12 protein-coding genes are annotated in these 13,708 nt (G+C 35.1%); 10 read left to right on the top strand and 2 right to left on the bottom strand.

The window, feature by feature from the left end; translation table 11 throughout:
- Nucleotides 1–123 precede the first annotated feature (123 nt).
- On the top strand, nt 124–1,770 hold the full coding sequence (locus VB796_RS14965; protein ID WP_323347367.1) for a CotH kinase family protein: 1,647 nt from the start codon (nt 124–126) through the stop codon (nt 1,768–1,770).
- Nucleotides 1,771–1,847: 77 nt separating this feature from the next.
- Here VB796_RS14965 and VB796_RS14960 read toward each other — a convergent pair whose 3' ends face one another.
- Nucleotides 1,848–2,270, bottom strand: a complete 423-nt coding sequence (locus VB796_RS14960; RefSeq protein ID WP_323347366.1) for a (4Fe-4S)-binding protein — start codon at nt 2,268–2,270, stop codon at nt 1,848–1,850.
- A 147-nt stretch (nt 2,271–2,417) separates the two neighbouring features.
- On the opposite strand from VB796_RS14960, the gene VB796_RS14955 reads away from it, so the two are divergent.
- The 9 genes from VB796_RS14955 (at nt 2,418) to VB796_RS14915 (ending at nt 12,633) form a co-directional block, all read left to right on the top strand.
- A complete protein-coding gene (locus VB796_RS14955; protein WP_323347365.1) occupies nt 2,418–3,689 on the top strand; it encodes a glutamate-5-semialdehyde dehydrogenase in 1,272 nt (423 codons plus the stop codon).
- Between the two features lie 114 nt (nt 3,690–3,803).
- On the top strand, nt 3,804–4,583 hold the full coding sequence (locus VB796_RS14950; RefSeq protein ID WP_323347364.1) for an RMD1 family protein: 780 nt from the start codon (nt 3,804–3,806) through the stop codon (nt 4,581–4,583).
- Between the two features lie 155 nt (nt 4,584–4,738).
- Nucleotides 4,739–5,362: a porin family protein gene (locus tag VB796_RS14945; protein ID WP_323347363.1), complete on the top strand. Its 624-nt coding sequence runs from the start codon at nt 4,739–4,741 to the stop codon at nt 5,360–5,362.
- A 178-nt stretch (nt 5,363–5,540) separates the two neighbouring features.
- Nucleotides 5,541–7,970 carry a TonB-dependent receptor domain-containing protein gene (locus VB796_RS14940; RefSeq protein WP_323347362.1) on the top strand — a complete coding sequence of 810 codons (2,430 nt, stop codon included), beginning with the start codon at nt 5,541–5,543 and terminating at the stop codon, nt 7,968–7,970.
- 64 nt (nt 7,971–8,034) lie between these two features.
- Complete coding sequence (locus tag VB796_RS14935; protein ID WP_323347361.1) at nt 8,035–8,487, top strand: RidA family protein; 453 nt, start codon at nt 8,035–8,037, stop codon at nt 8,485–8,487.
- Nucleotides 8,488–8,720: 233 nt separating this feature from the next.
- Nucleotides 8,721–9,101: a BlaI/MecI/CopY family transcriptional regulator gene (locus VB796_RS14930; protein ID WP_323347360.1), complete on the top strand. Its 381-nt coding sequence runs from the start codon at nt 8,721–8,723 to the stop codon at nt 9,099–9,101.
- 231 nt (nt 9,102–9,332) lie between these two features.
- Complete coding sequence (locus tag VB796_RS14925; RefSeq protein WP_323347359.1) at nt 9,333–9,839, top strand: biopolymer transporter ExbD; 507 nt, start codon at nt 9,333–9,335, stop codon at nt 9,837–9,839.
- A gap of 131 nt (nt 9,840–9,970) precedes the next feature.
- Nucleotides 9,971–11,560 (top strand): TonB family protein, encoded by a 1,590-nt coding sequence (locus VB796_RS14920; protein ID WP_323347358.1) that lies wholly within the window; start codon nt 9,971–9,973, stop codon nt 11,558–11,560.
- A gap of 242 nt (nt 11,561–11,802) precedes the next feature.
- Complete coding sequence (locus VB796_RS14915; protein ID WP_323347357.1) at nt 11,803–12,633, top strand: energy transducer TonB; 831 nt, start codon at nt 11,803–11,805, stop codon at nt 12,631–12,633.
- Nucleotides 12,634–12,769: 136 nt separating this feature from the next.
- Here VB796_RS14915 and VB796_RS14910 read toward each other — a convergent pair whose 3' ends face one another.
- Nucleotides 12,770–13,651 (bottom strand): AAA family ATPase, encoded by an 882-nt coding sequence (locus VB796_RS14910; RefSeq protein WP_323347356.1) that lies wholly within the window; start codon nt 13,649–13,651, stop codon nt 12,770–12,772.
- Nucleotides 13,652–13,708: the final 57 nt, after the last annotated feature.

The following is a 13,708-nucleotide window of genomic DNA, read 5'->3' as shown; positions in this document are numbered from 1 at the left end:
TTTCCTATTTTTATTTACTCATTTTCAATATACAGATTTTCCCGTCCCGCTCAACAGGATAAAGGTTCGCATTCAGTCTATTACTTTCGTTTATAGCATTTTATCATATTCAAAAACAACTCTATGAAAACATTTTATACCTTATCGGTTTTAGCGATTCTTTGTACCTTTCAAGTTTATGGACAAAGTCAAATATTAACAAATCTGCCTATCATCAAAGTCAACACAAACGGTAATGTTATCTATGATGAACCTAAAATTTTGGCAGATTTAGAGATAATTCATAATGCTTCAGCGGTAAATAATTCGAAAGACAAACCCAACGTATATTTAGGAAAAGTCGGTATTGAATATCGGGGTTCAACCTCTCAAGACCTTTTTCCGAAGAAACCTTTTGGCATGGAACTCTGGGTAGATTCTACCCAAAAAAGCAGAAAAGTAGCTCTTTTAGGAATGCCCGAAGAAGCCGATTGGGTTCTGAATGCAACCTACAATGATAAAACGCTCATGCGAGATGTACTTTCTTATGACTTAGCCAACCGCATGGGACGTTACGCCACTCGCACTCGCTATTGCGAATTAATGCTCAATAATCAATATCATGGTTTGTATATTTTGATGGAGAAAATAAAACGAGACAAAAATCGGGTTGATGTTTCTTCTTTAAAAACAACTGACAATTCGGGAGATGATGTTACTGGTGGATATATCCTGAAAATAGATAAAACAGAAGGTTCAATATCAAGAAGTTGGCGAACAAATGTAACCAATGGCTTACAAAAATTCACTATTCCTATACAAATTGAATACCCTAAAATAACAGATATTACCGATGCTCAATTTAACTACATCAAAGATTATGTCACTGATTTTGAAACCTCTTTATTGAGTACCGATTTCAAAAACCCAAAAGCAAAATGGCGTGATTTAATTGATTTAGATTCATTTGTAGATTATTTCCTTATTACAGAATTTACCAAAAATGTAGATGGGTATAGACTCAGCACCTATTTTTATAAAGACAAAGACAGTAAAGGTGGAAAACTAAAAATGGGCCCCGCTTGGGACTATAATTTAGCTTTCGGAAATGCCAGTTATCATGAGGGATACCTGACTTCGGGTTGGCAATACAAGGTTAATAATTTAGCGATTCTTGCCAAAGACATAGCGTTTCTTTCGCCAAATTGGTGGGAGCAATTAGTGCAAGATACTGATTTTAGAAACCATGCTTCTAATCGTTGGGAAGTTCTCCGCAAAAATGCTTTGAGTACCGATAGAATCAATAAATGGTTAGACTCCACCTCCACCGTTTTGCAACCTGCGATGGAGAGAAATAACAATCGTTGGACGGGTGTGTTAGGCAAATACGTTTGGCCAAATTATTACGTTGGCACAACCTATCAAGACGAATTGAACTGGATGAAAGAGTGGATTCGTCAAAGAAGTATTTGGTTGGATGGGCAACTCAAAGTTTGGGGACAACCTTTAGCGAATGAAGAAGACATTGTTAGCGAATCACTCCTAAAAGTTTTTCCAAACCCTTCTGAAGGAGAAACCAACTTAGAATACAAAGTCACGAAAAAAGGAAAGGCAAAAATTAGTCTATATGATTTTACGGGGAAATTAGTCGGTGTACTTAGTAATGAAGAAAAAAGCGTGAATACTCACCAAATTAAAATCAATAGCGAAACCCTTCAATCTGGCACATATATCATTGATTATCAATTAGATGAAAATCCTATTGAAAGAATAAAGATGATTAAGAAATGATTATTAGGTATGAAGTAGTAGGTATGACGTACACTCTTAACTCATACCTACTACCTCATAACTACTACCTAACTAAATCATCCTTGAAAAGCAGTTGTTACGTGTGAACCATCACAATAAGGTTTATTTTGAGACGCTCCGCAACGGCAAAATGCGGTGGTTTGTGATTTGATAGATTCATTTCCATCCTTATCTTTTACCTTCAAATTTCCATAAACCAACAGAGGTCCATTTTCCAAAACCTCCACTACGGTATTGATACTCATTTGGCTTTCTTGATTATCTTCGGCATTCATAAAATAGGTCAATGCCGCCGATGGACAAGCCTTTACTTGACTTACTATTTCTTCGGTTTTTCCGTTTTCAAGTGTTACCCAAGGGCGTTTGCGTGGGTCAAATACCTGTGGAAGTCCACGAAAACAAATAGCAGAATGAATACATTTTGAAGGTTCCCAAACAACTGTTACCTCTCCGTTTGTGTATTTCTTTTTAATTTCCATATTCTAAATAATGAGTGAATTATGATTGAGTGAATGAGTGATTTTTTACAGAAAATATGAATTGAGAAATAACTATTCCACATTATCCATCCTTGATTCACTCATTTTCACGACCTTTACGCTGAATTTATACAAAATAATTGAAAAATGGAATTGGAAACCTTAGAACTTCCTAAAACAATTGTACCGCTTTTAGAGAAAACCCACGCAGCTTCTGCCGAAGTGAGACGTTTGACTGATGCCCAGAAAAAAGGGATTCTCAACCGTTTGGCAGTAGTTTTAGTAGAAAACACAGACGCAATAATTACGGAAAATCAGAAAGATTTAGACCGTATGGATATGGCTGACCCCAAATACGACCGACTAAAATTAACCCCAGAACGCATACAAGATTTAGCAAACAGCATGAAAGAAGTAGCTGATTTGCAAGACCCTTCGGGACAAATTTTATTGGAACGTGAATTAGGCAATGGCTTGAAAATCAAAAAGATTGCCGTACCAATGGGCGTTGTAGGAGTCATTTTTGAAGCACGTCCCAACGTAACTGTTGATGTAACTGCTTTGTGTATCCGTTCTGGAAATGCAGTGGTTTTACGTGGTGGAACGGACGCTTTTGATACCAATTCTTATTTAGTTGGATTGATTCATCATGTCTTAACTGAATTTGAAGTAAATACCAATTGTATCACCCTCCTCCCACCCGACCGTGAGTTGGTAAAAGAGCTTTTAACGGCTACTCGTTTTGTTGATTTAATCATTCCACGTGGCTCAGAATCTTTGATTCAGTTTGTCCGTAAACATTCACTCGTACCAACTATCGAAACAGGTGCAGGCGTTTGTCATACCTACGTGGAAACTTCAGCAGATTTGCAAAAAGCGGCTGACATTGTGATAAATGCCAAAGTTACTCGCCCATCGGTTTGTAATTCTTTAGATACTGTTGTGGTTGATGAAGCCATCGCAGAGCAATTTTTACCGATGCTCCAAGAAGGTTTTTTGAAATGGAATGTTGAAGTTTTTGCAGATGAAATATCTTATCCAATTTTTGCAGGAATTGATTATCCATACCTCCAAAAAGCCGCTCCAGAAGATTTTGGCAGAGAGTTTTTAGATTATAAATGTTCTGTAAAAGTGGTTTCTGGTATCACCGAAGCCATTACACATATTGGCAAATATTCATCTCGACATTCAGAAGCCATTATTTCTAAAAACGAAGCCTATTGTCAGCAATTTATTCAAGAAATTGATGCGGCAGCCGTTTATAGTAATACTTCTACTCGTTTTACGGACGGTGGACAGTTTGGACTTGGAGCCGAAATTGGAATCTCAACCCAAAAACTACACGCTCGTGGACCTTTCGCTTTGGAGAAATTAGTTACTGAAAAATGGATTATTACAGGTGACGGACAAATAAGATAACAGTGAACAGTAAACAGTTAATAGTCAGCTATTAACTGCCAACGAATTACCCATTTACTACTAACTGATTACTGACAACTATTTACTGTTTACTGCTCACTGATAATTGTTATTATGAAAATTGAAGCCTATCAAATATCCGAAGTTATCAATCTTAAAAAGTTTAGAAATGATTATGCCAGTCAACCTGTGCTATTCAATAATTCTGAACTTTTTTATAAACGAGACGACGATAAATATTGCTATCTATTAAGCTATGGAATCGTGGTTTTTGGTGATTTTGGGGACTTAGAGAAAAGTGAGTTTTTGAAGTTTGTCAAAGGCTATGTCGAAGACGAAGTGGAAGGAAAATATGACGAACATTTCGATTTACAAACTGACTCGTCGGTATCAATTGTGCTGAAATATAATTCAATCACAGTTTCTGAAATTACAGATGATACCATCAGAATTGTGATGTTGAATATTGCTCAGTCCGTAGCCTTAGACCATTACGAAGACCTTACGCTTGAAATCTTTAAAGATTCCAGAGAAATAACCGATGAACTCGAAAAGACAGGGACATTCAAATATTCAAAGAAAGAACTTTTGAAATTTATTGGCAGAACCATCAATATTAAAAACAGTATTATTGATAATCTTTACATTTTTGATGCCCCAGATAGTGTTTGGGAAAATGAACATTTAGAACGAATTGACCGAGGTTTAAAGAAAACGTTTGACCTAAAAATGCGTTATCAAGACATTGATTATAAACTCAAAATTGTTCAAGATAACCTAACGCTTTTCACCGACCTGCTTCAAAATCGGGAATCCACTCGCCTCGAATGGATTGTCATTATCCTGATTCTCATTGAAGTTTTTGATATTTTCATCAAGAAATTTCTTGGATAAATTACCGTTAAATAAATCTGTATAATTGATAATCAACCAGTTACAATCTTTCTCAAAAAGTAGAAAGAAGTGTATCAAACAAATAATAGTATTTTTAAGCCTTGATTTTGTAAAATCAAGGCTTTTTTAAATTCTCAAAAATTACAAAAACTATTATGAAAAAATTACTTTTAACTCTATTGTCTATTTCTTTATTTAGTGCCGCAACTTCAGCACAAATGCGATTTGGTATTAAAGGTGGATTGAATTTAGCGAATATTTCTGTGTCTCCAGCACAATCAAATCCTCCTAAAAGTATTATTGGTTTTCATGGAGGGGTTGTTTTAGATGCTGCTCTAACAGATAAAATTTCGATTCAGCCCAATTTGCTATTTTCATTAAAAGGAGCTTCTGGCTCAGTATCAATTGGCACAGGAACAATCGAAAGCAAAGCAACTTTAAACTACATTGAAGTACCTGTAAATTTCGTTTATTCAGTTACAGATGCTTTTACGGTAGGTGCTGGACCATATTTAGGATATGCTTTAAGTGGAAATTCTGCTGTAACTTCAACAATAACGGGGTTTTCAAGTTATAACGAAAGCTTAGATTTTGAAAAAGAAAAAGTTAAGAGATTAGACTTTGGCTTAAATTTCACAGCAGGTTATGAAGTAACGGAAGGTATAGTTATTAGTGCTAATTATTCTTTAGGACTTGCCAATACCTCTGATGATGCCAATGTGACTTCAAAAAATAATGTAATTGGATTTTCTGTTACTAAGTTTTTCGGAGAGAAATAACATATTGAAAATTGATTTTTTAAAGGGTTGGCAAATTTGTCAACCCTTTTTTAGTTCTAAAATAGAGCAATTGAAAGCTAAAAACTGCTATTTCATCTATTTTAAGTACAGAACCTTCTAATTTTTAGATTAAAAGCCACGACCTTTGTTTTATTTTCTGAATATCCAAGCAACCTCAATGAAAAAATCATTACTCCCACTCTATTTCTCCATTTTATTCGTTTTTTGTTTTTATACAAATACTCAAGCTCAGTCGAAGGGAACAATAAAAGCCAAAATTATTGATGCAAAAACAGATGAACTCTTAAGTTTTGCCAGCTTAAAGATTCTCCAAGCTTCTGAAAACAAATTAGTTACAGGAAATATTGCTAATGAAAAAGGTGAGGTTTCTGTGAATGTCAATTTTGGGAAATATATTGCCGAAATTGAATTTATGGGTTATAAAAATTTCAAAACGGCGGAATTTTCCCTTTCAAAAGAACAAAATACAGTTGATTTAGGAACGATAAAATTGGAAGTTTCGAGCAGTACGCTTGCCGAAGTGGAAGTTAGAGCTGAAAAAAGTACAATGGTTTTGGCATTGGATAAAAAAATATTCAACGTCGGTAAGGATTTAGCTAATGCAGGTGGTTCTGCGAGTGATTTACTAACAAATATTCCTTCTATTTCCGTTGACCCAGACGGTGGTGTAAAGTTACGAGGAAGCGACAATGTTAGGATTTTGATTGATGGAAAACCCTCTGGTTTAGTCAGCTTTAAAGGCGGAGCAGGTTTGCAACAATTACAAGGAAATATGGTGGAAAGAGTAGAAATCATCACCAATCCATCTGCCCGTTACGAAGCCGAAGGTATGGCGGGAATCATCAATATTATCTTGAAAAAAGACCAAAGACAAGGCTTTAATGGTTCATTGGAGCTTATTACGGGCTTTCCGACTAATTATGGCATTGGAGGAAATTTGAATTATCGTCACAAAAAAGTCAATTTTTTTATCAATTACGGACTTTCATATCGTAAATCTCCTGGAAAAGGAAATAGCTACCAAGAAGCCATCGTTAATGGACAAAAAGCCATTTATGACCAATCAAGTGAAAATGAAGTGAGTGGGCTAAACAACAATGTTAGAGGCGGTTTAGACTATTTTTTCAGTGATAAAAGTATCTTAACGGCTTCCTATTTATTCAAAAGAAGTGATGCTCACCGCAATTTAGATATTGTTTATCATGACTTAGTTCCGACTGATAAAAGTATTTTCAGAACAACTTTCCGTAACCAAACTGAAGATGAACAAGAGCCAAATTCGGAATATGCGTTGAGTTATAAGAAAGATTTTACCAAGAAAAATCACTCTCTTTCTGCTGATGTTCGTTTTTTGGATAACTGGGAACGTTCTAATCAGGTTTTTACACAAAGTGCCATTTTCAAAGACGGTTCAGCAGATAAAGCGAATACTTCCCTCCAAAATTCATTGAACGATGAATACGAAAAACAGTGGCTCGTACAGGTAGATTATGTTCAACCAATTGGTAAAGAAGGCAAATTTGAAACAGGTGTACGGAGTAGTTTTAGAGATATGGTTAATGATTATATCGTTACGCAACGCAACGAATCTGGACAATGGGAAGTTGTTCAAGGCTTGAAAAACTACTTTATTTACAACGAAAATATCAACGCTTGGTACGGAATATTGGGGAATAAAACCAAGAAATTTTCATATCAGGCAGGTTTACGTGCAGAATGGACAGACGTAAAAACAACCTTGCGAGAAACCAATGAAGTAAATCCAAGAAAATACGCTGATTTGTTCCCAAGCGTACATTTTACTTATAATTTACCGAAAGAAAATGCTTTACAATTGAGTTATAGCCGTAGAGTAAGAAGACCTTTTTATAATGATTTAAGCCCATTTTTCTCTTTTCCAGATAGTAGAAACTTCTTCGGAGGGAATCCAGATTTGAATCCAGAATTTAGCAATGTTTTTGAATTGGGACACATCAAATATTTTGAAAAAGGTTCTGTCACTTCTTCTCTTTTTTACCGTGATACACAAGGAAAAATTGATAGAATCAGAAGAGTTGACTCAACAGGTTTTTCAAGAACTCGTCCCGAAAATTTGAACGGCGAAAAAAGCTTTGGCTTAGAATTAACAAGCCAATACAACCTTTATAAATGGTGGAAATTAGATTTTAACTTCAATTTCTTCCAAGCCGATATTGACGGCAGTAATATCAGCGAATTATACAAAAGAAAAACCGTAAGTTGGTTTGTGCGTCAGACCTCAAGGTTTACGATTGCTAAAAGCTTTGACCTTCAAGTAAGAGGAAATTATGAAGCTCCACAAAAAACGGCACAAGGCGAACGTTTAGCATTGTACTACGTTGATTTGTCGATGAGCAAAGAAGTTTTTGGCGGAAAAGGAACGCTTAATTTCAATATTACCGATTTATTCAATACCCGAAAAATGCGTTATACAACGCAAGGAGACACTTTTTATTCAGAAGGAATGTCACAATTTAGAATTCGCCAAATTAATCTTACGCTCAATTATCGCTTCAATCAATCTAAAAGTGCGAAGAAAGTAAAAAGTTTAGTCAGTGACGAAGGTTAATTGCAAAACTTCTTGAATCTCAAAAGTGAAAATTGTAAATTGATAAGTAAAAATAACAACAGCTATGAAAACATCATTTTTATCAATCTTATTCCTTTTCACTTCTATGGGAATTTTCGCCCAAAACAAAGAAATAATCAAAACCGACAAAGCTCCCGTGCCAATCGCACCGTACAGTCAGGGAATAAAAGCAAATGGTTTTTTATTCCTTTCTGGTCAAATTGGACTAAATCCAACGACTCGAAAATTAGTTGAAGGCGGCACAGAAGCCGAAACAGTACAAATTATTGAGAATATTAAAGCTATTTTAATGGCAGGTGGGGCAAAATTGGAAGATATTGTGAGTACCACGATTTACCTCAAAAACATGGATGATTTTCAAAAAATGAATGCAGTTTATGGCAAATATTTCACGTCCAACTTCCCTACTCGTAGCACAGTTGGTGTTTCAGGACTTGCAGGTGGAGCCAATATTGAAATCACGGTAACGGCATTATTACCACCTCGAAGAAAATAATGAAGTAAATGGTGATTAGTTATTGAAAATTAGAAAACAGAGAAATTGTAATTGTGAGATAACTTTTGAAAATCTATTTAAAGGAAAAAGCGGTTTAAAAACCGCTTTTTTTATGCTTTTTATAAAAATATTTCAAAAAACTAAACAAATAGTTTGTAAACTAAAATATTAGTTATATGTTTGTTTCAGAATTAATAATAAGGTATCAAATCAATATATAAAAGTATAAAACCATGCAACCAGAAAGAGAACTAACTAAAGCCGAAGAGCAAATTATGCAAGTTCTTTGGCAAATAGAAAAAGGTTTTGTAAAAGACGTTTTAGACGAATTACCAGAACCAAAACCAGCTTATAACACGGTTTCAACCATTATCAGGATTTTACAAGAAAAAGGATTTGTCAGTCATAATGCTTACGGAAAATCGCATGAATATTTCCCGATTGTCAGCAAAGAAAATTACAGTTCTTATGCTACCGAAAAATTGGTAGAAGGCTATTTTGAGAATTCATTTTCAAGTCTTTTCTCATTTTTCTCTAAAAAAGGAAAAATCGATGTAAAAGATGCCGACGAGATTTTGTCAATGATTAATAAAATGAAAGAGGAAGAAAAGTAACACCAATTTATGGAAAAATAAAGCCCTCTGCATCTATTAAATAAAACAGGGAAAATCAATCTATAATTGTCTTTAGTTCACACATTAATAAAAACAACTGAGTACAAAATCAAACACTAAATTGGTTCTACACCGATTCTATTTGCAGGTTGTGATTAAGAAATTCGTGAGTAAAAATCGCAGTCTAAAATCACAATTCACTCAATCATAATTCACAAATAAACTAAAAACATGGCTGAAATATCTGCATCCGACCAAGCCTCAAAAGGCAAAAAACGTAGCCACAAATTATCTACTAAAATCGACATGACACCGATGGTAGATTTAGGCTTTTTATTAATAACGTTCTTTATGCTAACGACTTCGCTAATGAAACCTGTGGTTATGCAATTGAATATGCCTGATAAAAGTGATGATAGTTTACATTCTCCTGTTCGTTGTTCTGAATCATTAAATGTCGTGATTGATGCCGACAACAAAATACATTATTATCAAGGAACAGAATGTAACCCAACAGTAACAACGACCGATTTTTCAGATAAAGGGATTCGTGAAGTTTTATTTGACTATAAACGAAAAATTGGCGATGCTTTCACCGTTGTGATAAAGTCAACTGACAAAGCAAAATACCGCAATATGGTGGATTTATTAGACGAAATGGTTATCACTAATAATAAACACTACGCCATTGTTGCTATGACAGAGGAAGATAAAAAAGTATTAGGTATTAGGTATTGAAAAGGAGTTTGTTATACTTTGAATTCATTTTTGACTATTTTTTCTAAAAATTAGCATTGAAAATATTCACTCAATCACTAACTCTATAAATCACTCAATAATTCACTCATTCTATAAATCACAAATAAAATATGAACTGGCTCAATTACCTCCTCCAAGTGAATTTATATTTGATTTTATTCTATGGTTTTTATCGCCTTTTGTTGCGTTCTGAAACTTTTTTCAACCTCAATCGTGGTTACTTGGTGGCATCGGCAGCGTTGGCTTTTTTCATACCCTTAATGCAGTCGGACTGGGTACGTAGTTGGTTCGTTACTGAACAAGTTTCGCAAACGATTGATGTACTTTACGACCCACAAGTATTTTATGTTGCCGTCAAAAAACAGGCTCATTCGCTTACTTTTGGCGATTTTATGGCAATATTTTACATTATCGGAATCCTTGTTGGCATTGCTCGATTTAGTGGAAACTTGGCTTATCTCGGCAAAATGATGAAGCAAAAAACGGCTCAAAAAGATTCAAAACAAGCCTTTTCATTTTTCAATATGTTGTTTGTAAGTAAAGAATTAAAACAACGTTCTACCATCATGAAACACGAGTTTGTGCATATCCGTCAGTTACATTCTGCTGATGTGATGTTGTTTGAATTAATTGCGATTTTCAACTGGTTTAACCCCGTTGTGTATCTCTACAAAAGTTCAATCAAACACATTCACGAATTCATTGCCGACGAAGTAGCAAGCCGTAACGAAGCCTCAAAAGCTGATTATGCCATGCTTTTATTCCAAGAACAATTTGGCGTACAGGCAATTCCGTTAACCAATAATTTCTTTAATTCTTCCCTGTTAAAACTCAGAATAAAAATGCTACAAAAAGAACGTTCAACCCAAACCGCTTTGATGAAATACGGACTTATCGCTCCACTTTTTATATTGATGATTGTGGTGTCATCGGCAACCTTGGCGAGCAAAGAATTAAAGCAAATTGAGACAAAAATTGAAGATGTTACCGATACACATTTAGAAGAAGTTACCGTTACCAAATCAGCAAGAGAGGTTTTAGCAGAAGAAGGCATTGACTTGTCTAAAGCATTGATTATCAGCCCTGCTTTGGTTGATGAAGTAAGAGCTTATCATAAAGATACAACCACTATCTTCACCGCAGTTGAGCAACAGGCTGAATTTCCTGGAGGAATGAGTGCCTTTGCTAAATATTTACAGGATAATTTAAAGTACCCAGAAGCCGCCCAAAAAGCCAATATTGAAGGAAAAATCTATATTCAATTTGTTATCAATACAGATGGTTCTGGCGAAAATTTTGAAGTTTTGAAATCTACTGGCAATGAAAGTTTAGATAATGAAGCCTTGAGAGTTTTGCGTTCAATTCCTAAATGGGAAGCAGGTAAACAAAGTGGCAAAAATGTAAGAAGTCGCTTTACGATACCAATTAATTTTGCCTTGGAGAAAAAAGAAAATAAAGCATCTACTACCATTAGCGATGAAACAATTATAAATAGTGGAAATCCAACTATTAAACCTTGTAAAGATTGCCCATCACCAATTTATATGGTTGATGGAAAGGAAATGAGTGATTTTATGATAAAAAATATTGATGCAAAAACCATTGAAAAAATGGAAGTATTTAAAGGTGAAAAAGCCATAATGCGTTATGGAGAAAAAGCCAAAAACGGTGTAGTTGTTATTACTACTAAAAAGAAATAAAGTATCTGAACTAAGATTGATAAGATTAAATGATTTTAAGATTAAACGTATTTGCTCATAACCCTAAAATCATTTAATCCCCTTAATCTTAGTTCAAACAAATTAGCTCCCCCACCCAATCAAGTGGGGATTTTAAAACCCTCAATCAACTAAGAAAATAGTTTGTTGTACTGCCCGTCAATAGGCTTTTTTAAAAATCAAATCAACTAAAAAAATAGTTAAACTTCAAATAATAATCAATCATGGAAAATCACCAAGAACATTTCGAAACATTGGAGGATATAGTCTTCCAAAATCGTAACAAAAACTACGGAGCGTACATATTACGAGCTGATTATCAAAACGTTATAAAAAAAGCCTTAATCATTGGCATTGGTATATTTTGCTTGGCAATTCTTACGCCAATGCTTTGGGCAAAAGTGGATAGAGATTCAAAAACGGTAGTTATTGCCGATGTATTAAATATGGAAAAACCTCCAATAGAAGAAGTAAAACCCATCGAACCCGTAACGCCTCCTCCACCCGTTGAGCCAGAGCCACAAGTAAAAAGTCAGATAAGATTTACTGAGCCTGAAATTGTGGATGACTCAAAAGCAACAGAATTACCGCCCGACCAAGATGTTTTGAGCGAAGCAACAAATATTGGAACGCAAAATATTGTTGGCGTTGATGAACCAATACCAACAGAAGACCCAGACGCAAGCAAAGGTTCTCAGCCCGAAATGCCTGTGGCAGTTAAAACTGAAGAAAGCAATCAAATATTTACAGCCGTAGAGCAAAATCCCGAATTTATGGGTGGCATGGATGCTTTAACTAAATTTTTACAGAAAAATCTTCGCTATCCAACTCCTGCCGTAAATGCCAATGTGGGAGGAAAAGTTTATATGCAGTTTGTAGTCGGGCAAGATGGAAGCATTACCAGAGTTGACATACTAAAAGGAATCGGTTTTGGTTGTGATGAAGAAGCCCAGAGAGTGGTAAAATTGATGCCTCGTTGGTCACCAGGAAAACAATCAGGCAGACCAGTAGCGGTAAGATATACATTACCAATTAGTTTTCAATTATCTGAATAACGTAACACAGACTAAAATCTGTACATAGAATAAACAGACTAAAGTCTATACGTAGAATAAACAGACTAAAGTCTGTACATAGAATAAACAGACTAAAGTCTATACGTAGAATAAACAGACTAAAGTCTGTGTTACGCTAAAAGTCTCCATAATTAACTTGCAGACATAATAATCCCAAATCCAAACGCCACAAATCAACTACTTGATTTCGGTCATCTAATACGAATTGTACGTAAAACTGTCCTTTGACGTGTTTTTCGTACAATTCTTTTTTTACGATAGCATCTTTCCGATTATCGCCCGCAGTACGCATATACAAGGCATTATACGGAATTTTATTGTACGACAACCAATTCATCGTCTGACTTCTCGCACTATCTTCTCGCCCCGACATCAAGATTATTTTAACGCCTTTTTCATGGTATGTTTTCACGATTTCTGCCACAGGAATATTCAATAAATCAGTCTCGCAACGTTTAGTATCAAATGGACTTCGGTCGTGAATAATGGCTAATGTTCCATCTATATCACACAAAATAGCGGATGGTAAAGTATCGTCTTGTTCTTGATAATGTGGACCACGTTCGTCTTTCAAAATGTGTTGTTTATACATTCGCATAATCACGTCTCGACCCACTTTTTTCTCTCGTTTTTCGTCACGTTCCAGACATTCTTCCAACGACGTATCAAAGCTTTTCATCTCAATTTTCACCACATCACCCGAATCTTTCATGTATTTTTGAACGACTTGCGTAATCCGTTCAATTGGTCTATCCGACAAATTAGTATCGTCAATCACAACGTGTTTTCCTTCTTTCAAAGCCTCCACGAGCATAAAATCACGGACACGCTCCACAAATTTTTCGTTAGGATTACTATGTACCGAATTATCCAACATTGCACGCAATTCGTCTTTATTCAGTCGTTTCCAAACGTGCGGATTTTCAGTTAATAAATTTTTGGCAAAAGTGGACTTTCCGCTTGCGGGTAATCCACGTAGTATTAATAGTTTTTTCATTTTTCTTTTGATTTATCTTGCCACAAAGGCACTAAGACACAAAGTTTAATTTGATTT

This window comes from Arcicella sp. LKC2W, from assembly GCF_034931005.1.
Lineage (GTDB): Bacteria > Bacteroidota > Bacteroidia > Cytophagales > Spirosomataceae > Arcicella.
This window is presented reverse-complemented; position numbering and strand designations above follow the sequence as displayed.